Origin of the sequence: Pseudomonas sp. Y39-6 (assembly GCF_023651955.1) — a bacterium.
In the GTDB taxonomy this organism is placed as follows: domain Bacteria; phylum Pseudomonadota; class Gammaproteobacteria; order Pseudomonadales; family Pseudomonadaceae; genus Aquipseudomonas; species Aquipseudomonas veronii.
In genome coordinates this window covers 5,927,379-5,948,692 of the sequence record NZ_CP069594.1, presented here as the reverse complement: position 1 = coordinate 5,948,692, position 21,314 = coordinate 5,927,379, and the positions used below count along the sequence as shown (strand labels likewise).

Below are 21,314 nucleotides of genomic sequence, written 5' to 3'. Positions count from 1 at the left end.
GCTCAAATCTATAAAGAACCCAACGGGTATAGCCATGCCGATTTGTGCCATCGAGTCGATCGAAACCATCATCGTCGACCTCCCCACTATCCGCCCGCACAAGCTGGCGATGCACACGATGCAGAACCAGACCCTGGTGATCGTCCGCCTGCGTTGCGCCGACGGCATCGAAGGCCTCGGCGAAGCCACCACCATCGGCGGCCTGAGCTACGGCAACGAAAGCCCTGACAGCATCAAGATCAACATCGACCGCCACTTCGCCCCGCTGCTGATCGGCCAGGACGCGAACAACATCAATGCCGCCATGTCGCGCCTGGCGCGCAGCATTCGCGGCAACACCTTCGCCAAGTCCGCCATCGAAAGCGCCTTGCTCGATGCGCTGGGCAAACGCCTGCACCTGCCGGTCAGCGAACTGCTCGGCGGCCGCGTGCGCGATGCGTTGCCGGTGGCCTGGACCCTGGCCAGCGGCAACACCGAGCAGGACATTGCCGAAGCCGAGAAGATGCTCGACCTGCGCCGTCACCGCGTCTTCAAATTGAAGATCGGCGCCGGTGAGGTCAGTGCCGACCTGGCCCATGTGATCGCGATCAAAAAAGCCCTGGGCGAGCGCGCCAGCGTGCGCGTCGATGTCAACCAGGCCTGGGATGAAGCCGTTGCCCTGCGCGCCTGCAAGGTGCTCGGCGACAACGCTATCGACCTGATCGAACAGCCGATCTCGCGCAACAACCGCGGCGGCATGGCCCGGCTTAATCTGTCGAGCCCGGTGCCGATCATGGCCGACGAATCCATCGAATGTGTCGAGGACGCCTTCAACCTGGCCCGCGAAGGCGCGGCTTCGGTGTTCGCCCTCAAGATCGCCAAGAACGGTGGCCCGCGCGCGGTGTTGCGCACGGCCGCGATTGCCGAAGCGGCCGGGATCGGCTTGTACGGCGGCACCATGCTCGAAGGCGGCCTCGGCACCCAGGCCTCGGCCCATGCGTTTCTCACCCTGGACACACTGGCGTGGGGCACCGAGCTGTTCGGCCCGCTGCTGCTCACCGAAGACATCCTCACCGAGCCGCTGGTGTACCGCGATTTCCAGCTGCATGTCAGCACCGCACCGGGCCTGGGCCTGGCCATCGATGAAGAGCGCCTGGCGTTCTTCCGTCGTGACAACCACTAAGAGGCGCCTGCCATGTTGTTCCACGTAAAAATGAGCGTACACCTGCCCGTCGACATGAACCCCGAACGTGCCGCCAGCCTCAAGGCCGACGAAAAAGCCCTGGCGCAGCGCCTGCAGCAAGAGGGCAAATGGCGCCATCTGTGGCGCATCGCCGGGCTCTACGCCAACTACAGCGTGTTCGATGTCGACAGCGTGCAGGAACTGCACGACCTGCTGATGCAACTGCCGCTTTATCCCTACATGGCCATCGAAGTGAATGCGCTGTGCCGGCACCCGTCGTCGATCCACGCGGACGACCGCTGAGCCTGTTTTATCCCCAATAATTACAAGATGAGGATTGCACCATGTCCATCCGACTGTCCCAGACTGCCCATGCCCAACAGTTTCTCGAAGAAGCCAGCGGCCACCGCAGCGAAAGCGGCAACCCGCGCACCAAGACGCTGATTTACCGGATCCTGCGGGACACGGTGAACATCATCGAAGACCTGGAAGTCACCCCCGAAGAGTTCTGGGCGGCGGTCAACTACCTCAATGAATTGGGCCAACACCAGGAAGCCGGTTTGCTCGCCGCCGGGCTTGGCCTGGAGCATTACCTGGACCTGTTGATGGACGCCGCCGACGAAGAAACCGGCAAAACCGGCGGCACCCCGCGCACCATCGAAGGCCCGCTGTATGTGGCGGGGGCGCCGCTGTCGAAATACGAAGCGCGCCTGGACGACGGCCAGGACCCGGGCGTGCCGCTGTTCATGCGCGGCCAGGTACGGGACACGCAGGGCAAGCCGTTGGCCGGGGCGATTGTCGATGTGTGGCAGGCCAATACCGGCGGCACTTACTCCTGGTTCGACACCGCGCAGTCGGAATTCAACCTGCGCCGCCGCATCGAGACCGATGCCCACGGCAACTTCCGTTTTCGCAGCATCGTGCCGTCGGGTTATGGCTGCCCGCCGACCGGGCCGACCCAGCAGTTGCTCGATCAACTGGGACGCCACGGGCAGCGGCCGGCGCATATTCACTTCTTCATCTCGGCGCCGGGGCATCGGCACCTGACCACGCAGATCAACCTGTCGGACGACCCGTACCTGCACGATGATTTTGCCTACGCGACACGGGATGAATTGATTGCCGAAATTCGCTTCAGCGACGATCAGCACCTGGCGCGGGAACTGGGTGTGGAAGGGCGTTTTGCGCAGATCGATTTTGACTTCGAGGTGCAGCTTGCCGATGCGCCGCTGGAGCAAAAGCGCATGCAGCGCGTGCGTGCATTGGAAGATTGATCAACGCGGTCAAAAAATGTGGGAGGGAGCTTGCTCCCGATAGCGGCGGATCAGTAAGCATTTAAGTGACTGACACACGGCTATCGGGGGCAAGCCACCCTCCCACATTGTTTTGTGGTGTGGCTGACTATTTGCGCAGCACCAGGTCCAACACTTCATCGCGATCCTTGATCTTCTGCAACACGATCTCCGAACGGATATCCATCACCCCCGCCGTGCGGTTCAGGTGGTTCACGATAAAGTCCGAAAAGTGCTTGAGGTTGCGCGCCTGCACCCGCAGCACGTAGTTGCTGGCGCCGGTGATCACGTAGGCGCTGGCCACTTCCGGCCAGCCTTGCACCTTCTGGATAAACGTCTCGTGCCAGTCCTCCACGTCCTGGCGCACCGATAGGTGGACGATGGCCTCGAGTTCGATCCCCAACCGCTCGGCATTCAACACCGCCCGATAGCCGCTGATGATGCCTTCGCTTTCCAACAGGCGCAGACGGCGCAGGCAGGCGGAGGGCGACAGCGCGACTTTTTCCGCGAGTTCCTGGTTGCTGATACGGCCGTCCTGTTGCAGGAAATGCAGGAGGCGCAGGTCGGTGGCGTCGAGAATCATGCTTAGAATAAATCCGCGTGTTTTCGGTTGAACTTCGAATTTCCTACAGCTTAATTAGCCTGTTGCCCACAACTTTGCACGAAAATTCTCTAAAACTTCGCTCATTATTTACGGCATCTTCACTTATAAAAACCAGGACAGCCCATGATCACTCGAAGCCATTGCCAAGCCCTTGACGACCAGGACCGGTTGGCGCCGCTGCGCCACCAGTTCGCCTTGCCGCAGGGGGTGATCTACCTCGACGGCAACTCCCTCGGCGCACGTCCGGTGGCCGCGCTTGCGCGGGCGCAGCAGGTGATCGCCGAGGAGTGGGGCAATGGCTTGATTCGCAGCTGGAACAGCGCGGGTTGGGCGGACTTGTCCCAGCGCCTGGGCAATCGCCTGGCGCCGTTGATCGGCGCGGGGGAGGGCGAAGTGGTGATCACCGATACCACTTCCATCAACCTGTTCAAGGTGCTCAGCGCCGCCTTGAGCGTGCAGCGCCAACGCGCGCCGCAGCGCAAGGTGATCGTCAGCGAAGCGAGCAACTTCCCCACCGACCTGTACATCGCCGAAGGCCTCGCCGAACTGCTGCAACAGGGCTATTCGCTGCGCCTGGTCAACAGCCCGGACGAACTGCCCCAGGCCATCGACCCGGACGTGGCGGTGGTGATGCTCACCCACGTCAACTACAAGACCGGCTACATGTACGACATGCACGCGCTCACCACGTTGAGCCACGAGTGCGGCGCGCTGAGCCTCTGGGACCTGGCGCATTCGGCAGGTGCGGTGCCCATCGCCCTGCATCGGGCCGGCGCCGATTATGCGATCGGTTGCACCTACAAATACCTCAATGGCGGCCCTGGTTCCCAGGCGTTCGTGTGGGTCAACCCGGCGCTGGTGGACGTGGTGCGCCAGCCGTTGTCGGGCTGGTTCGGGCATACCCGGCAGTTCGCCATGGAGACGCGTTATGCACCGAGTGCCGGTATCGCGCGTTACCTGTGCGGCACCCAGCCGATCACCTCGCTGGCCATGGTGGAATGCGGCCTGGAGATTTTCGAACAGACCGACATGGCCAGCCTGCGCAGTAAATCCCTGGCCTTGACCGACCTGTTTATCGCATTGGTCGAAGCCCGCTGCGCCGCCCATGGCCTGGTGTTGATCACCCCGCGTGAACACGCCAGACGCGGCAGCCATGTGAGTTTCGAACACCCTGAAGGTTATGCGGTGATCCAGGCACTGATTGCCCGTGGAGTGATTGGCGACTACCGCGAGCCGCGCATCATGCGTTTTGGTTTTACGCCGCTGTACACCTGCTTTACCGAAGTGTGGGACGCCGTGGAAATCCTCGGTGAGATCCTCGACAACCGCACCTGGGACCAGGCGCAATTCAAAGTCCGTAACAGCGTCACTTGAATAAACACAGACAACAATGGGGGGAGGGAGCTTGCTCCCGATAGCGCTGTATCAGCGTGCGAATCCGGCGACCGACACACCGCCATCGGGGGCAAGCCCCCTCCCACATGGGGTCTGCGGTGTTCACCCACTGAGTGCCTGACGCAGGCTCAATGTGGGAGGGGGCTTGCCCCCGATGGCGGCGGGTCAGTCACCTAGGTCTCGACTGAAAGACTGCTATATGGGGCTGCGGTGTTCATCCACTGAGTGCCTGACGCAGGCTCAATGTGGGAGGGGGCTTGCCCCCGATGGCGGCGGATCAGTCACCTAGGTATCGACTGAAAGACTGCTATATGGGGTCTGCGGTGTTCATCCATTGAGTGTCTGACGCAGGCTCAATGTGGGAGGGGGCTTGCCCCCGATGGCGGCGGATCAGTCACCTAGGTATCGACTGAAAGACTGCTATATGGGGTCTGCGGTGTTCATCCATTGAGTGCCTGACGCAGGCTCAATGTGGGAGGGGGCTTGCCCCCGATGGCGGCGGGTCAGTCACCTAAGGTATCAACTGAACGACTGCTATCACCAGCAAGCCCCCTCCCACAGAGGATCTGCGGCAACAGACAAATCGTGCAATCACAACAATAAGGGGCACACCACGTGACCACGCCAAACGACGGCTTTGCAGAAATCACCCACCGCGAACTGGGCCTGAGGCGCCAGCTCACTTCCGGCCAGATGAGCATGATCGCCATCGGTGGCGCCATCGGCACCGGGCTGTTCATGGGCAGCGCCTATGCCATCGGCTATGCCGGGCCCAGCGTGCTGCTGAGTTACGCCATCGGAGCGTTGATCACCTTGCTGCTGATGGGCTGCCTGGCGGAGATGACGGTGGCCCATTCCACCTCCGGCTCCTTCGGGGCCTACGCCGAGTTCTACATCAGCCCGCTGGCCGGGTTCCTGGTGCGCTACGCCTATTGGGCGGCGATTGTGCTGGCGGTGGGCGCCGAGGTCACGGCGGTGGCGATGTACATGAAGTACTGGTTCGCCAACGTGCCGGAGTGGGTGTGGATCGTGTCGTTCTCCAGCGTGCTGATCCTGCTCAATGCCATCAGCGTGAAAACCTTCGGCAACTTCGAATACTGGTTTTCGACGATCAAGATCAGCGCCATCGTCGGTTTCATCCTCCTCGCGGTGTACGTGGTGTTCGGCTCCGGCAACCCGCAGTACGGGGTGCAGAACTACACGGCCCACGACGGCTTTTTCCCGCATGGCTTGAGCGGTATGTGGATCGCAGTGATCGTCTCGATCTTCAGCTACTTGAGCGTAGAGATGATCGCCGTCGCCGCCGGTGAAGCGGCCGACCCGGAGCAGGCGGTGAAGAAAGCCTTTCGCGCGACCATCGTGCGCCTGGTGGTGTTTTACCTGCTGACCCTGGCGCTGATGCTGGCCATCGTGCCGTGGAACCAGGCCGGGCAGACGCAGAGCCCGTTCGTCACAGTGATGCAGACCCTCGGCATTCCCGGCGCCACCGGGGTGATGAATTTCGTGATCCTGATCGCGGCGCTGTCAGCGATGAACAGCCAGCTCTACATCACCACACGCATGATGTTCAGCCTGTCCCGCGCCGGCTTTGCGCCCGCGTCCATGGGTGCGTTGAGCAAGAGCGGCATCCCGCTGAACGCCTTGTTGCTGTCCAGCTCGGGCATCGGCCTGGCGACCTTGCTTAACGTGGTCTACCCGGAAAGCTCGTTCACGCTGATGATGGCGATCTCGATGTTCGGCGCGATCTTCACCTGGTTCATGATCTTCCTGACGCACCTGTTCTTCCGCCGTTATCGCAAGCGTCATGGCGGGGCGAAGTTGTCGTTCCAGCTGCGCCTGTTTCCCTACAGCACGCTGCTGGGCCTGGTGCTGATGGGCGCGGTGATGATCACCACGTATTTCACCGACGCGTTCAAGATGACCTTGGTGTTCGGCGTGCCGTTCCTGCTGATTCTGTCGGCGGTGTATTACGGATTTTTCCGCAAGGGCAGGGCCAAGGTGTCGAGCAAGGCCCTGGCATAACCCGGCAGGTGTTCGAACGAGCGCGCGCATAACAGCAGCGTTCGACAGGCCCAAGCTTCTCGCAACGGCTGGGCCTTGACGCGCTGCGCCCACGGCCAGCGCGCCAGCGCCGCCTGGGGCACGATCCCCAGGCCCGCGCCGCGTGCGACCATGCGCAGCACGCCGTCAAAACCCTCGGCGCGGATCCGCGTGTGCAAGCGAAACCCCGCGTGCAACGCCTGTTCTTCCAGGTACACCGCCAGCGCGCTGTGGGCGGCCAGGCCCACATAGTCGTAATGCAGACTGTCGATAAAACTCACCGTACTTGCCGCCAACGGATGCTCCAGCGGCATGACCAGCACCAGCGGATCGTCGCGAAACGCCAGGGTCTGCAAGCCGTGGGTGTCCACCGCGTCGGAGATGATCCCGAGGTCTGCGGTGCCCTGGCGCAAGGCCTGGGTGATGCGCAGGCTGGGCAGTTCCTGCAGGTCGATGTCCAGGTTGGGGTGGTCGCGCAGGAAATCCGCGAGCAGTTCCGGCAGGTATTCGCTGAGGGCGGTGGTGTTGCACAGCAGGCGCACCTGGCCTTTGACGCCGTTGGCGTATTCCGCCAGGTCCTGTTGCAGGTGCTCGGCCTGTTGCAGCAACAGCCGGGCATGACGCGCCAAGGCCTGGCCCGCGGCCGTCGGCGTGACGCCACGGCGGCCGCGTTCAAGGCATTCAACCCCGAGCGCAGCTTCCATCGCGCGGATGCGCGCGCTGGCGGCGGCCAGGGACAAGTGGCTGCGGCTGGCGCCGGCGGTGATGTTGCCGGCATCGAGGACGTGCAGGTAGAGGCGCAGGTCGATCAGGTCAAAGTGCATGGCTGGAAGATTTCCTTTCGCTGGACTGGCGCTATCGCGAGCAAGCCCGCTCCCACACTTGGAATGCATTTCAACAGTGGGAGGGGGCTTGCCCGCGATGGCGGCATCAGCCTCATGCAAAACAAGAGGCAGCCTCAGTATATGGTGAATTTTCGCGCCCAGCGAAAAGCCCCACACTCGGCCGATGACAACCTTCCTCGCGTTCTACCAAAACCTCGGCCCCGCCCTGACCCTGCTGGTGATCGGCACCTTCCTGCTGGCCGGCACCGTCAAAGGTGTGATCGGCCTGGGCTTGCCCACCGTCGCCATGGGCTTGCTCGGCCTGGCTATGTTGCCGGCGCAGGCTGCGGCGTTGCTGATCATCCCTTCGACGGTGACCAACCTTTGGCAACTGGCCTTCGGCGGCCACTTGAGCGTGTTGCTCAAGCGCTTGTGGCCGCTGTTGCTGTTGATTGTCCTCGGCACCGGGTTGGGCACGCTGTGGCTGGGAATGGGCAGTGGCGCCGGGGTGGTGCGCGCATTGGGCGCGGCCTTGCTGGTGTATGCGTTGAGTGGGCTGTTCCTGCCCGCATTCAAGGTGAAGCCCGCGACCGAGCGTTGGTTGGCGCCGGTGTGTGGGCTGGTCACCGGCCTGATCACCTCGGCCACCGGCGTCTTCGTGATTCCGGCGGTGCCGTATCTGCAAGCGCTGGGGTTGAATCGCGATCAGTTGGTGCAGGCGTTGGGGCTGTCGTTCAGCGTGTCGACACTGGCGCTGGCGGCCGGGTTGGCCTGGCGCGGCAGCCTCGGCGGCGGTGAGATCAATGCCTCGCTGTTGGCGCTGGCGCCGGCCTTGTTGGGCATGTGGCTGGGGCAGGTGTTGCGCCAACGGATCAGTGCCGTGTTGTTCAAGCGGGTGTTTTTTATCGGCATGGCGCTGTTGGGCGCGCATCTGTTGATCAGTGGATAAAGGCAATAATAGAGTTTTATTCGTGATTTTCAGTCAAATGTATTTTGCCGCGCCAAGGCTTATTCCGCGCAAGGCACATCGATACCCTGCCTTCAGACATTTTTAATCTCAAGGCGCTCCCCCATGAAAAAAGTCCTGCTGCTCAACGGCGGTAAAAAATTCGCCCACTCCGACGGTCGCTACAACACCACCCTGCATGACGCTGCCGTGGCTGTGCTCGACCGTGGCGGTATCGACGTCAAGGTCACGCATATCGATGAAGGCTACGATGTGGCCGAAGAAGTCGCCAAATTCCTCTGGGCCGACGTGATCATCTACCAGATGCCCGGCTGGTGGATGGGCGCGCCGTGGATCGTGAAGAAGTACATCGACGAAGTCTTCACCGAAGGCCACGGCAGCCTCTACGCCAGCGATGGCCGTACCCGTTCCGACGCCTCGCAGAAATACGGCAGCGGCGGCCTGATCCACGGCAAGCAATACATGTTGTCGCTGACCTGGAACGCCCCGCAGCAAGCCTTCGACGACCCGAGCGATTTTTTTGAAGGCAAAGGCGTGGACGCGGTGTACTTCGCGTTTCACAAGGCCAATGAGTTCCTCGGCATGACGGCCTTGCCGACGTTCCTCTGCGTGGACGTCATGAAGCGCCCGGCCATCGACGCCGATGTGGCGCGCTACGAGCAGCATCTGGCGCAGGTGTTCGACCTCTCGGTGTAAGCTGCGCTGAACCGAGAAAGAGGACAGCCTGTGAAAGCCCGATCCGATGAGCTACAGATCTTCGTCAACGTGATTGAGTGCGGCTCGATTTCGGCGGCGGCGGAGCAGGTCGGGCAGACGCCGTCGGCGGTCAGCCGCACCTTGTCGCGCCTGGAAGCCAAGCTCGACACCACGCTGATCAACCGCACCACGCGGCGCATGGACCTGACCGAGGAGGGCAAGTACTTCTTCGAACAGGCCAAGGTGATCCTGGCGCAGATGGATGATCTGGAGGAGCGCTTGTCGTCGCGCCAGAAAAAACCGGCGGGGCGCTTGCGCATCAACGCCGCCGTGCCGTTCATGCTGCATGGGATCGTGCCGTACATCGCCGAGTTTCGCAGGCTGTACCCAGAGATCCAGCTGGAGTTGAACAGTGATGACTTGATCATCGACCTGTTGGAGCAGAGCACCGACATTGCGATTCGCATCGGCGCGCTGGCCGATTCCACCCTGCATGCGCGGTCCCTGGGCTGCACCCCGCTGCATATCCTCGCCAGCCCCGCTTACCTCAAGCAGTACGGTACGCCGACCACGGTCGCCGAGTTGGCCGAGCACACCTTGCTCGGCTTCACCCAGACCGAGACGCTCAACCACTGGCCGTTGCGCCACGTGGCGGGCGACCGCTGGCTGATCGAGCCCGGCATTGCCGCGTCCAGCGGTGAAACCGTGCGCCAGCTGGCGCTCGAAGGGCAGGGCATTGGCTGCCTGTCGAACTTCATGACCAGCGACGACATCGACGCCGGGCGCCTGGTGCCGCTGCTGGAAGCCTTCAACAGCGGTTATCGCCAGCCGATCCACGCGGTGTTTTACCGCAACTCGCAACTGGCCTTGCGCATCCAATGCTTCCTGGACTTCATCCAGGCCAAGCTGGCGCGGTACGCCTGCTGATTCGTGACCTGCGCGCAAGATTGAATTGGGCAACACGGTCTTATTCGCCAGGGATGGGGGCTTGATACTGGGCCCATCACTTACTCAGTCAGGAGAGACCTCCATGAACGTATTCGTTACCGGCGCCGCCGGATTTATCGGCGGCTCCATCGCCACCGGCCTGGTCAAGGCCGGCCACCATGTGACGGGCCTGGTGCGCAGCGCCGATCAAGCCGCCGAGATGACGGCCCTGGGCATCACCCCGGTCATCGGCACCCTGGATGACCGTGCGGTGTTGACCGAACAGGCCCGGCAGGCCGACGCGGTGATCAACGCCGCCAGCAGCGACCATCGCGCGGCGGTGGAAACGCTGTTGGCCGCCTTGAAAGGTTCGAACAAACCGTTCCTGCACACCAGTGGTTCGAGCATCGTCGGCGATGCATCGGGCGGCAAGGCCAGCGATGTCATCTACGTCGAAGACCACCTGCCGGAACCGACCGTCGACAAGGCCGCACGTGTCGCCATCGACAACCTGATCCTGGCGGCCGCCCAAGACGGGGTGAACTCGGCGGTGATCTGCAACACCCTGATCTACGGCCACAGCCTGGGCGTGAAGCGCGACAGCGTGCAACTGCCGCGCTTGCTCAAGCAGGCGCGCAAGAGCGGAGTGGGGCGCCATGTCGGCACGGGGCAGAACATCTGGTCCAATGTGCATATCGAGGATGTGGTCGCGCTCTATCGGCTGGCGCTGGAGAAGAATGTGCCGGGCACGTTCTACTTCGTGGAAAGCGGTGAAGCGGCGTTCATCGACATGACCACCGCCATCGCCGAAGCCCTGAACCTGGGCAAGCCGCAGGACTGGCCGTTGGCCGACGCAGAAGCCGAATGGGGCTATGAAATGGCCAACTACGGCCTGGGTTCCAACAGCCGGGTGCGCGGCAAGCATGCCCGTGAATTGTTGGGGTGGGTGCCCAAGCGCACATCGGTGGTGGAGTGGATTCGCCGCGAAATGGTCTGATGTCGGCGTGAGACCGTGGTGCACCCTTCGCGGGCAAGCCCACTCCCACATTTGACGGTGTTCACACCTCGATAACGGGTGCACCGATCAAACCATGGGAGTGGGCTTGCCCGCGAACGGGGTATCCCGGTCAATCTGCCCTGACGCTTCACTGGCCCCGCCGCCCGCATTTCCGTACCATTCCCCGCCTTATTCCCCGCAATGCCCGGTACCTCATGAACCTCACCCGTCTTCGCGCCGACGCCCTGGCCGGCCTCACCACGTCTTTTGCCTTGCTGCCCGAGTGCATCGCCTTTGCCCTGGTGGCGCATCTCAACCCGCTGATGGGGCTCTACGGCGCATTCATCATCTGCACCCTCACGGCATTGTTCGGCGGGCGGCCGGGGATGGTCTCTGGCGCCGCAGGGTCGATGGCGGTGGTGATCGTCGCGCTGGTGGTGCAACACGGCGTGGAGTATTTGCTCGCGACGGTGCTGCTGGGCGGGCTGATCATGCTGGTCTTCGGCCTGCTGCGCCTGGGCAAGCTGGTGCGGATGGTGCCGCACCCGGTGATGCTGGGGTTCGTCAACGGCCTGGCGATCATCATCGCCCTGGCGCAGTTGGAGCATTTCAAGAGCGGTGATACCTGGCTCAGCGGCACGCCGCTGTATGTGATGAGCGGCCTGGTGCTGGTGACCATGGCCATTGTCTACCTGTTGCCGCGCCTGACCCGTGCCGTGCCGCCCGCCCTGGTGGCGATCCTCGGCGTGGGCCTGGCGGTGTACCTGCTGGGCTTGCCGACGCGCACGCTGGGCGACATGGCCCACATCGCCGGTGGCCTGCCGAGCTTCGCACTGCCGCAGATCCCCTGGAGCCTGGATACCCTCGGCATCATCGCGCCCTACGCGTTTCTGATGGCAATGGTCGGCCTGCTGGAAACCCTGTTGACCCTCAACCTCACCGACGAAATCACCGAGAGCCGCGGCTACCCCGACCGCGAAAGCATGGCCCTGGGCGCGGCGAATATGGTCTCGGGCCTGTTCGGCGGCATGGGCGGTTGCGCGATGATCGGGCAAACCGTGATCAACCTCAGCTCCGGCGGGCGCGGGCGTTTGTCCGGGGTCTTGGCTGGGGTGATGATCCTGTTGTTCATTCTGTTTCTGTCACCGCTGATTGAGCGCATTCCGCTGGCGGCGCTGGTCGGGGTGATGTTCGTGGTGTCGCAGCAGACCTTCGCCTGGGCGTCGCTGCGGGTGATCAACAAGGTGCCGCTCAATGACGTGCTGGTGATCATTGCGGTGACCGTGATCACCGTGTTCACCGACCTGGCCACGGCGGTGCTCTGCGGGATCGTGATCGCGGCGCTGAACTTCGCCTGGCAACAGGCGCGTGAACTGTACGCCGATGAATATCTGGAAGCGGACGGCAGCAAACTCTACCGCGTGCATGGCACGTTGTTCTTTGCCTCGACCACGCCGTTTTTGAATCAATTCGACCCGGCCAACGACCCGGCCGCGGTGACGCTGGATTGCCGCCACCTGAGCGTTGTCGACTACTCCGCGATTGCCGCGCTGATGACCTTGCGCGAGCGTTACAGCAAGGCCGGCAAGCATCTGCGCGTGCTGCATTTGTCCGAGCGCTGCAAGAAGCTGCTCAAGCGCGCCAAGGTCCATCACGACTGACCGCAACCCCTGTAGGAGCGAGCTTGCTCGCGAAAAACCCGAGAGCGCCACGTCTATCCAGGCAACACGCGTCATCGTTGACGATTTTCGCGAGCAAGCTCGCTCCTACGGGAGGGCGAGGGTTTTCATTCATTACGGCCCGACCAGGTCTTCCAGTTCCTGGGCGCGGGTCTGGGTCATGTCCAGTACACAGGCGGAGCCGTTGACCTGATCGATGCTGCCGCCGGTGGCACTGCCGGCAAAGGCGCAATTGGCATCGCGGTATTTGATCCACAGGCGCTGCACGTCCTGCAATTGCTGCTTGCGCGCGCCTTCCTGGGCGGCGAGGGCGGCCTGGTAGGCAGTGTTCAGGCGTTTGTCCTGCACCTTGGCCTGCTGGGTGTTGCACTTGACCATGTCCACGGTCGTGTTGGCGCTGTCCATGCATTTCTTCAGTGCGGCGTTGTCGGCGGCCGACGCGCTGCCGCACAGGGCGAGCAGCAGGGCGCAGGCGGTGAGAGAGGTGCGGGTCATGATCGAGTGTCCTGGATGTTCGTGGGGGCGCATTTTAAGACTCAAGCGTGCGCGTTGAGTTTCCGGTCTTTTCTGAATTTGATGTAAGAACACCCCCCGAATTTTCATGCACGGCCGTTGGGCATGTCCCAACGCGACAGCGCTTATCTGTGGGCGAAAATTACTTTCATAAAAATTGAAAATGCTCCTCGGTAATGATTTATGAGTTTCACAACCAATTCGACGTGACCCTTTCCGAGGAGTACCGCATGGCCGCATCACCGGGCTTCGGGCTATTGGCATACGCCGCCATCGCCATCATTGCTTTGATCGTGCTGATTGCACGTTACCGACTCAACCCGTTTATCGTCATCACCCTGGTGTCCATCGGCCTGGCGCTGATGGCCGGGATGCCGGCGGACACCATCATGGGCTCCTACGAAGCGGGCGTCGGCAAAACCCTGGGGCATATCGCTCTGGTGGTTGCGCTGGGCACCATGCTCGGCAAGATGATGGCTGAATCCGGCGGCGCCGAGCAGGTGGCACGCACGTTGATCAACCGGTTCGGCGAGCGCAATGCCCATTGGGCGATGGTGTGCATTGCCTTTCTGGTGGGGCTGCCGCTGTTTTTCGAGGTCGGTTTTGTGTTGCTGGTGCCGATCGCCTTTACCGTGGCGCGGCGTGTGGGGGTGTCGATCCTGATGGTCGGCTTGCCGATGGTTGCCGGCCTGTCTGTGGTGCATGCGCTGGTGCCGCCGCACCCGGCGGCGATGATGGCGGTGCTGGCGTATAACGCCTCGGTCGGGCAGACCGTGCTCTATGCGATTTTGATCGGCATTCCCACGGCGATCATCGCCGGCCCGCTGTACGCCAAGTTCATCGTGCCGCGCATTCACCTGCCGGCGGAAAACCCGCTGGAGCGCCAGTTCATCGAGCGCGAGCCACGCAGCCGTTTGCCGAGTTTCGCCCTGACCATGGGCACCATTCTGTTGCCGGTGGTGCTGATGATGATCGGCGGCTGGGCCAATCTGATTTCCACGCCCGGCAGCGGTTTCAACCAGTTCCTGTTGTTTATCGGCAACTCGGTGATCGCGCTGCTGGTGGCGACCCTGGTGAGTTTCTGGACCCTCGGCCTGGCGCAGGGTTTCAACCGCGAGTCGATCCTCAAGTTCACCAACGAATGCCTGGCGCCGACCGCGAGTATCACCTTGCTGGTGGGCGCGGGCGGCGGGTTGAACCGGATTCTGGTGGACGCCGGCGTGACCAACGAAATCCTCGGCCTGGCCCACGCGTTCAACCTGTCGCCGCTGGTGATGGGCTGGTTGTTCGCCGCGTTGATGCGTATCGCCACCGGCTCGGCCACCGTGGCCATGACCACCGCTTCCGGGGTGGTTGCGCCGGTTGCGCTGGGCCTGGGTTATCCACACCCTGAATTGCTGGTGCTGGCGACCGGGGCGGGTTCGGTGATCTTTTCCCACGTCAACGACGGCGGCTTCTGGCTGATCAAGGAATACTTCAATATGACTGTGATCCAGACCTTCAAGACCTGGACCGTGTTGGAGACCCTGATTTCGCTGGTCGCCTTCGGTCTGACGTATGGTCTGTCCTGCGTCCTGTAACCCGGAGCCTCCATGGACATCCTCTACCAGATCCGCGCCCGCCAGGCGTCTTTCAGTGCCGGCGAAGGGCGTATCGCCAAGCTGATGCTCGATGACGTGGGCTTTGCCGCGTCGGCCAGCCTGGAGGCGTTATCCCAACGCGCCGAGGTCAGCACTGCCACGTTGTCGCGGTTTGCGCGCAGCGTCGGGTGCCGGGATTTGCGTGACTTGCGCCTGCAACTGGCCCAGGCCAGTGGCGTGGGCAGCCGCTTCCTCGACCCGGCGGGCAAGCCTGAGCAGTCGGGGTTTCATCGGCAGATTCTCGGTGATATCGAGGCGACGTTGCGCCAGCACCTGTCGGGGTTCGATCAGGCCGGCTTCGTCGACGCAGTCAGCCTGCTGGGCAAGGCGCGGATGATCCACGCGTTCGGCATGGGCGGCCCGTCGAGCCTGTGCAGCGAGGAGTTGCAAGTGCGTCTGGTGCGCCTGGGCTATCCGATTGCCGCCTGCCATGACCCGGTGATGATGCGCGTCACGGCGGCGACGCTGGGGCCCGAGCAGGCGCTGATCGTTTGTTCGCTCAGCGGCCTCACCCCGGAGTTGCTGGACGTGGTGGCCCTGGCGCGCAACTACGACACGCCCATCGTCGCCATCACCCTGGCCGGTTCACCCCTGGCCGGGCTGGCGGATGTGGTGCTGGCGCTGCAACCGGCCGAAACCAGCTTCATCTACAAACCCACGGCGGCGCGCTACGGCATGCTGCTGGCCATCGACCTGCTCGCCACCGAGCTGGCGCTGGCCATGCCGGACGACAACCAGGAACGCCTGCGCCGCATCAAGCTGGCCCTCGACGACTATCGCGGCGGGCCCGACAGCCTGCCGCTGGGAGACTGATATGCAGTACGACACGCTGATCCGCCAGGCGCTGGTCATGGATGGCCGCAACACGCCTGGGTATGTCGCCGATGTGGGGCTGCGCGACGGGCGTATCGAGGCGATCGGCGACTTGTCGGCCGCGCTGGCCACGCAGGTGATCGACGCCCGAGGCCGGGTGTTGGCGCCGGGGTTTATCGATGTACACACCCACGATGACACGGTGGTGATCCGTCAGCCGCAGATGCTGCCCAAGCTCAGCCAGGGGGTGACCACGGTGATTGTCGGCAACTGCGGTATCAGCGCCTCGCCGGTGAGTTTGCGCGCTGAGCCGCCGGACCCGATGAACCTGTTGGGCCCGCGTGAAGCGTTCACCTATCCGCGTTTTGCCGATTACCGCGCCGCCGTGGAACGCGCCCAGCCGGCGGTCAACGTCGCGGCGCTGATCGGCCACACGGCGCTGCGCAGCAACCATATGGACGACCTGCATCGCAGCGCCACTTTCGATGAAATCGCCGCGATGCGCGCGCAGTTGCGCGAGAGCCTGGAGGATGGCGCCCTTGGCTTATCCACCGGCCTGGCCTACGCCAGCGCGTTCAATGCCGAGACCGATGAAGTGCTGCAACTGAGCGAAGAACTGACGGCGTTCGGCGCGGTGTACACCACCCATCTGCGCAGTGAGTTCGAGCCGGTGCTGGCGGCCATGGACGAGGCGTTTCTGATCGGTCGGCATGCTCAGGTGCCGGTGATCATTTCCCACCTCAAATGTGCCGGTGCGGGTAACTGGGGGCGTAGTCCGCAGCTGTTGGCGGCGCTGGAGCAGGCGGCGAAAACCCATCCGGTGGGGTGTGATTGTTACCCCTATGCGGCGAGTTCTTCGACCCTGGATCTCAAGCAAGTCACCGATGCATTTCGCATCACCATCACCTGGTCGACAGCGCACCCGGAAATGGGCGGGCGCGACTTGCAGGCGATCGCCGCCGAGTGGGATGTTTCGCTGATGGACGCGGCCCGTCGCCTGCAACCGGCGGGGGCGGTGTATTACGGCATGGACGAAGCGGATGTGCGCCGTATCCTCGCGCATCCGCTGTCGATGGTCGGGTCGGATGGGTTGCCCGAAGATCCGTTCCCGCATCCGCGCTTGTGGGGCGCGTTTCCACGGGTGTTGGGCCACTTCAGTCGGGACGTCGGGCTGTTCCCGCTGCACACGGCGGTGCATAAGATGACCGGCTTGTCGGCGGCGCGGTTCGGCTTGTCGGAGCGGGGCGAAATCCGTGTAGGGCACTGGGCCGACTTGGTGCTGTTCGATCCGCTGCGCGTGCGCGATGTGGCGGATTTCAAGGCGCCGCAGCAGGCGGCAGAAGGGATTGATGGCGTGTGGGTCAACGGCGTGTTGAGCTACAGCGACGGGCAGCCGAATGGTCAGCGGCCGGGGCGGTTCCTGGCGCGCAGTGGGGATTTGCGGGCTGGGTTTTCGACTCTATAGTGGGCGCTCTTACACACGGAGCGGTTGCCATGCACTTAGGAAAAGTCACCCCCATCCTGCGGATTTTCGACGAGGCCAAGGCGTTGGAGTTTTATGTCGACTTCCTTGGGTTCAAGGTCGATTGGCAGCATCGCTTCGAGGCGAATTTTCCGTTGTACCTGCAGGTGTCGTTGGGTGAGTGCGTGCTGCATTTGTCCGAGCACCATGGCGATGCATCGCCGGGTGCGGCGGTGCGGATTCAGGCGCAGGGTGTAGACGCCTATCAGCAGCAATTGCAGGGCAAGGACTATCGTTTTGCCAAGCCAGGCGTTGAAGAAATGCCCTGGGGTTCGCGGGAGATGAGCATCCACGATCCGTTTGGCAATCGGCTGGTGTTTGTCGAGGAAGGCGAGGGCTGAGGGGTAAATCGCAGGCAATAAAAAACCGCCTTAGTAGGGCGGTTTTTTTGTGCAAACCCGGTTTGCGGCTGGGGTTGCGATCTCACAGGAAGCACTGACGTGTTGGCGATACTACTGCCGCTTCGGGGCTTTATGCAAGGCCTGACGATAGGTGGTCTTTCACTTGAGCCCCGCAAAAAACAGCAACAACTTTTAAGGGGAATTGGCCGTTGCTTGTCACACCTTGGCGTAGGGGACTGAGCTAGTATCGCCCTCGTTCTGCGTTCATCGTGAGGTAGGTTGGCTGGGTTCGCGCGCTAATTTTGGACCGACTGCCACGGGCTAGTAATCCGTGCCGGATTCATGCAAGAGGACCATAAACCCAGCCGCCTCACAGGAGCACTGACGTGCGTCCAAAGGCTCACATGTTCCGGTAAGTGCGCTGGAGGTAAGGCCCAACTCATGGAGGGCCGAGTATGTCTAAGTTTGCACGACGTGCGTGGAACCTCGTCATGAATGCCTTGCGTGTTTATCACGCATGGACATTCCTGCGAGACAGCTTCGATGACCGCTAAGGTCTGAGAAGTGGAGCCGCCCCGGTGCAGACCGAGGCGGCTTTTTGGTTTTTACACCCGGAAGTGGCTGACCATCTGCTGCAACTGGCTGCCCAAGCGCGCCAGTTCCACACTCGACTTGGCCGTCTCGTCACTCGCGGTGGCGGTCTGTTCCGACACGTCACGCACGTTGATGATGCTGCGGCTGATTTCTTCGGCCACGGCGCTTTGCTCTTCGGCTGCCGCTGCGATCTGCTGGTTCATCGACTGGATGTTCGACACCGTGCGGGTGATGTTTTCCAGGGATACGCCGGCCTTGCGCGTCAGTTCGACGCTGCTGTCGGTGAGGCTGCGGCTGTTGTTCATCACCGCGGCCACCTGCTGGGTGCCGTTCTGCAAGCCGGCCACCAGGCCTTCGATTTCTTCGGTGGATTTCTGCGTGCGCTGGGCCAGGCCACGCACTTCGTCGGCGACGACGGCAAAGCCGCGACCGGCTTCACCGGCACGCGCCGCTTCAATCGCGGCGTTGAGCGCGAGCAGGTTGGTCTGCTCGGCCACGGCCTTGATCACGTCCATCACGCTGCCGATTTTGTTGCTCTCTTGTTGCAGATGGCTCATGGCGTCGGTGGAGCGCGCCACTTCGGCGGCCAGGCGTTCGATCTGGGCGATGGCTTCGGCCACCACTTTGTCGCCTGCGCGGGCTTGGCCATCGGCATCGGCAGCGGCCCGGGAGGCTTGCTCGGCGTTGCGTGCGACTTCCTGCACGGTGGCGGTCATTTCGTGCATGGCGGTGGCGACTTGATCGGTTTCGATCTTCTGGCTGTTCACACCGGCGCTGGTCTGCTCGGTCACGGCCGACAACTCTTCGGCGGCGCTGGCGATCTGGGTTACGCCGTCGCGAATGCCACTGATCAACTCGCGCAGGGTCGTGCCCATGCGCTGGATGCCTTGTTGCAGTACGCCCAGCTCATCGCGGCGGGTGACCTGGATATTGTGGCTCAGGTCGCCGGAGGCAATGCGCTCGACCACGGCCAGGGTTTCCTGGATCGGGCGTGTGATCTGGCGGGTGATCACCAGTGCCGCGACGATGCCGACCAGTAACGCGAGCAGCGTGCTGATCAATTGCAGGCTGCGGGCTTGGGCGCTTTCGGCGTCGCGGCGGGCGAGCTGGATGTCGTAGAGCTTATCGCTGATGGTGACGATATCCGCCCCTTGGGTGGTCATTTCGGCGCGCGCGGCGACGATATTGGCGTTAGCCGCCTTGTAGTTCTGCACCGCACTGCGATAGGCGCCGAGCGCGCTTTCCAGGGCGCTGAGCGCGACCTGTTGGCTGCCGCCGAACGCCGCGCCGAGGCCTTTCAAGCCGTTGATGGCTTTTTCGATCTGGGCGGCGGCGCGGGCTTCGGTGTCGGCGTTGACGTTGCCGGTGTAGCCGCGCACTTCGTAGCGGGCCAACTGGAACTCTTGTTTGGCATGAGTCACGGCCTGGTACTGGGTGAAGCGCTCGGGGTTGTCGGGCGTCTGCTGCACACTGCTGTCCAGTGCGTCGATCTGGGCGTTGGCGATGTCGGCCTTATCGCCCATGACCTGGCGCGCAGCATTGCCGGTACGGTAGGCCTCACGCATTTTGTTCAGCGATTGCTGATACGCCGTGATGACGGCTTTCTGCTCGTTGAGCAGTTTGACGTTGTCCGGGCTCTTGAAGCTGTCCAGGAGTGTTTGCTGCTGGGCGGCGAAGGCATCCAGGCTGGTTTGTACGTTCTGCGCCACGCTTTCATCGCCGTTGGCCAGCATGTATTGCAGGCGCACGATGCGCAGCTTGGTCAGGGAGGCGTTGAGCTGGGTGATGTCGCTCATCCAGTTGCTACGGTCGATCAGGCCGCCGAGGCTGGTCCAGCCGGTCAGCGCCAGGATCGAGGTGAGGACAAGCACCAGGCCGAAGCCCAGGCCCAGTTTGAGGTTGACGCTGATGTTACCGAACCAGCTGTTCATCGAGTGCTCCGCAAAAATGATGTTTGTCTGCTGGACGGTGTTGTTGTTTGAGCCAGCCAAGGTGTTTAGGCCATATCGGCGGGCGCAGGGGAAACTGAAACGATTAATTAGTCCGCGCGATGTACGGGACCCTGCATCACCGAGCATCGGCGCCAGGCAGGCATGACGTGGGCGGGGCTCATTCCGCACGCGCATTCTGTGCTAGTCTGCTGGCCCTTTTAGTTCTGGGCGGTGCGGGAAAACCGTGTTTTCAGCGCTGCCCTACAGCGGAGCCTCTTCATGTCCGAAGTTAATCTGTCCACCGACGAAACCCGCGTCAGCTACGGTATCGGCCGTCAGTTGGGCGACCAACTGCGCGACAACCCGCCACCGGGCGTGAGCCTGGACGCAATCCTGGCCGGCCTGACCGACGCGTTCGCCGGCAAGCCAAGCCGTGTTGATCAAGAGCAAATGGCCGCGAGCTTCAAGGTCATCCGCGAAATCATGCAAGCCGAAGCGGCTGCCAAGGCGGAAGCGGCTGCAGGCGAGGGCCTGGCGTTCCTGGCGGAAAACGCCAAGCGTGACGGCATCACCACTCTGGCTTCCGGCCTGCAATTCGAAGTGCTGACTGCCGGTGAAGGCGCCAAGCCGACCCGTGAAGACCAAGTGCGTACTCACTACCACGGCACCCTGATCGACGGCACGGTGTTCGACAGCTCCTACGAGCGCGGCCAGCCTGCAGAATTCCCGGTTGGCGGCGTGATCGCCGGCTGGACCGAAGCCCTGCAACTGATGAATGCCGGCAGCAAATGGCGCCTGTTCGTGCCGAGCGAACTGGCTTACGGCGCTCAAGGCGTTGGCAGCATTCCGCCGCACAGCGTTCTGGTATTCGACGTCGAGCTGCTCGACGTTCTGTAAGACCTGCTTTTGATTACCTGTAGGAACGAGCTTGCTTGCGACAAACGTCAACGATGACGCGAGCATCCTGGATGAACGCGTTGCTTGTGCGTTCTTCGCGAACAAGCTCGCTCCTACAGGGTTTTGCGCGGTCGCTCATGGGTGAAACTTGCCATTGAGTTCCGTCGCCGGGCGCAATGCTCGGGCATAGCAGAACAGAAACAGGTTGCGCACCACTTCCTTCAGTACACCGGGTTCACTGGAACTCAGGCCATTCACGTCCAGGTCGCCCTGGTCCTGCAGTTCGTTCAGCGCTTCTTCCTCCAGCACCGCACAGACTTCCCCGGTTTCCCGATGGAGGATGCGCAGGTAAGGGTGTGGGCGGTCCAGCCAGGCATCTATCAAATAAGTCATGTCGTTCTCCTTGATGGGTTTCAATGAGAATAATTCTTATTCGTAGAATAGCAAGTGCCTATTGGCGGTTTGCGGATTTTTCTGCGT

General features: G+C 62.4%; 19 protein-coding genes and 2 pseudogenes. 15 read left to right on the top strand and 6 right to left on the bottom strand.

The features are described from left to right. Positions 1-34: 34 nt before the first annotated feature. The 3 genes from JN756_RS27130 to catA are packed head-to-tail and all read left to right on the top strand — an operon-like array spanning position 35 to position 2,436. A complete protein-coding gene (locus JN756_RS27130) occupies positions 35-1,162 on the top strand; it encodes a muconate cycloisomerase family protein (protein WP_201021537.1) in 1,128 nt (375 codons plus the stop codon). Positions 1,163-1,174: 12 nt separating this feature from the next. Then, complete coding sequence (gene catC / locus JN756_RS27125) at positions 1,175-1,465, top strand: muconolactone Delta-isomerase (protein WP_017849468.1); 291 nt, start codon at positions 1,175-1,177, stop codon at positions 1,463-1,465. A 41-nt stretch (positions 1,466-1,506) separates the two neighbouring features. Then, positions 1,507-2,436 carry a catechol 1,2-dioxygenase gene (gene catA / locus JN756_RS27120; protein WP_201021536.1) on the top strand — a complete coding sequence of 310 codons (930 nt, stop codon included), beginning with the start codon at positions 1,507-1,509 and terminating at the stop codon, positions 2,434-2,436. Positions 2,437-2,563: 127 nt separating this feature from the next. Here catA and JN756_RS27115 read toward each other — a convergent pair whose 3' ends face one another. Beyond that, a complete protein-coding gene (locus tag JN756_RS27115) occupies positions 2,564-3,037 on the bottom strand; it encodes an Lrp/AsnC family transcriptional regulator (RefSeq protein WP_017849466.1) in 474 nt (157 codons plus the stop codon). A 144-nt stretch (positions 3,038-3,181) separates the two neighbouring features. Here JN756_RS27115 and kynU point away from each other — a divergent pair, with 144 nt between their 5' ends. Together kynU and JN756_RS27105 are read left to right on the top strand one after the other, a co-directional pair. After that, positions 3,182-4,432: a kynureninase gene (kynU, locus tag JN756_RS27110; RefSeq protein WP_201021535.1), complete on the top strand. Its 1,251-nt coding sequence runs from the start codon at positions 3,182-3,184 to the stop codon at positions 4,430-4,432. Positions 4,433-5,068: 636 nt separating this feature from the next. After that, positions 5,069-6,475 carry an amino acid permease gene (locus JN756_RS27105; RefSeq protein WP_201021534.1) on the top strand — a complete coding sequence of 469 codons (1,407 nt, stop codon included), beginning with the start codon at positions 5,069-5,071 and terminating at the stop codon, positions 6,473-6,475. On the opposite strand, the gene JN756_RS27100 is transcribed toward JN756_RS27105, so the two are convergent. After that, complete coding sequence (locus JN756_RS27100; protein WP_169866036.1) at positions 6,421-7,317, bottom strand: LysR substrate-binding domain-containing protein; 897 nt, start codon at positions 7,315-7,317, stop codon at positions 6,421-6,423. The two genes, JN756_RS27105 and JN756_RS27100, sit on opposite strands and share 55 nt — an antisense overlap. 184 nt (positions 7,318-7,501) lie before the next feature. Between JN756_RS27100 and JN756_RS27095 the strand changes: the two genes are divergently transcribed. The 5 genes from JN756_RS27095 (at position 7,502) to JN756_RS27075 (ending at position 12,565) form a co-directional block, all read left to right on the top strand. After that, entirely contained in the window at positions 7,502-8,266 is a 765-nt protein-coding gene (locus JN756_RS27095; RefSeq protein ID WP_201021533.1) for a sulfite exporter TauE/SafE family protein, read from the top strand. A 123-nt stretch (positions 8,267-8,389) separates the two neighbouring features. Further along, on the top strand, positions 8,390-8,980 hold the full coding sequence (gene mdaB / locus JN756_RS27090; protein WP_017847735.1) for an NADPH:quinone oxidoreductase MdaB: 591 nt from the start codon (positions 8,390-8,392) through the stop codon (positions 8,978-8,980). Positions 8,981-9,010: 30 nt separating this feature from the next. After that, positions 9,011-9,907 (top strand): LysR family transcriptional regulator, encoded by an 897-nt coding sequence (locus JN756_RS27085; RefSeq protein ID WP_201021532.1) that lies wholly within the window; start codon positions 9,011-9,013, stop codon positions 9,905-9,907. A gap of 103 nt (positions 9,908-10,010) precedes the next feature. After that, positions 10,011-10,904, top strand: a complete 894-nt coding sequence (locus JN756_RS27080) for an NAD-dependent epimerase/dehydratase family protein (RefSeq protein ID WP_201021531.1) — start codon at positions 10,011-10,013, stop codon at positions 10,902-10,904. A 215-nt stretch (positions 10,905-11,119) separates the two neighbouring features. Beyond that, positions 11,120-12,565 carry a SulP family inorganic anion transporter gene (locus JN756_RS27075; RefSeq protein ID WP_046382084.1) on the top strand — a complete coding sequence of 482 codons (1,446 nt, stop codon included), beginning with the start codon at positions 11,120-11,122 and terminating at the stop codon, positions 12,563-12,565. Between the two features lie 132 nt (positions 12,566-12,697). Here JN756_RS27075 and JN756_RS27070 read toward each other — a convergent pair whose 3' ends face one another. Further along, a complete protein-coding gene (locus JN756_RS27070) occupies positions 12,698-13,078 on the bottom strand; it encodes a lysozyme inhibitor LprI family protein (protein WP_201021530.1) in 381 nt (126 codons plus the stop codon). A gap of 248 nt (positions 13,079-13,326) precedes the next feature. Between JN756_RS27070 and JN756_RS27065 the strand changes: the two genes are divergently transcribed. Genes JN756_RS27065 through JN756_RS27050 form a run of 4 tightly spaced genes read left to right on the top strand, consistent with a single transcriptional unit; the run spans position 13,327 to position 17,412 of the window. After that, positions 13,327-14,676, top strand: a complete 1,350-nt coding sequence (locus JN756_RS27065) for a GntT/GntP/DsdX family permease (RefSeq protein ID WP_198718519.1) — start codon at positions 13,327-13,329, stop codon at positions 14,674-14,676. A 12-nt stretch (positions 14,677-14,688) separates the two neighbouring features. Further along, on the top strand, positions 14,689-15,549 hold the full coding sequence (locus tag JN756_RS27060) for a MurR/RpiR family transcriptional regulator (RefSeq protein ID WP_017847741.1): 861 nt from the start codon (positions 14,689-14,691) through the stop codon (positions 15,547-15,549). Position 15,550: 1 nt separating this feature from the next. Beyond that, positions 15,551-17,014: an N-acyl-D-amino-acid deacylase family protein gene (locus tag JN756_RS27055; protein WP_128192591.1), complete on the top strand. Its 1,464-nt coding sequence runs from the start codon at positions 15,551-15,553 to the stop codon at positions 17,012-17,014. 29 nt (positions 17,015-17,043) lie between these two features. Next, complete coding sequence (locus JN756_RS27050) at positions 17,044-17,412, top strand: glyoxalase superfamily protein (protein ID WP_017847743.1); 369 nt, start codon at positions 17,044-17,046, stop codon at positions 17,410-17,412. Positions 17,413-18,017: 605 nt separating this feature from the next. On the opposite strand, the pseudogene JN756_RS32515 reads toward JN756_RS27050, so the two are convergent. After that, positions 18,018-18,614 (bottom strand): annotated as a pseudogene (locus JN756_RS32515) (methyl-accepting chemotaxis protein); the annotation flags it as partial. 258 nt (positions 18,615-18,872) lie between these two features. Next, positions 18,873-19,937, bottom strand: a pseudogene (locus JN756_RS32510) (methyl-accepting chemotaxis protein); the annotation flags it as partial. Positions 19,938-20,216: 279 nt separating this feature from the next. On the opposite strand from JN756_RS32510, the gene bamJ reads away from it, so the two are divergent. Next, the gene (gene bamJ / locus JN756_RS27040) at positions 20,217-20,834 is read left to right on the top strand and encodes a BamJ family beta-barrel-assembly machinery protein (protein WP_017847745.1); all 618 of its coding nucleotides are present in this window, start codon (positions 20,217-20,219) and stop codon (positions 20,832-20,834) included. A 135-nt stretch (positions 20,835-20,969) separates the two neighbouring features. Here bamJ and JN756_RS27035 read toward each other — a convergent pair whose 3' ends face one another. Then, on the bottom strand, positions 20,970-21,227 hold the full coding sequence (locus JN756_RS27035) for a PA4570 family protein (RefSeq protein ID WP_003194088.1): 258 nt from the start codon (positions 21,225-21,227) through the stop codon (positions 20,970-20,972). Positions 21,228-21,314: the final 87 nt, after the last annotated feature.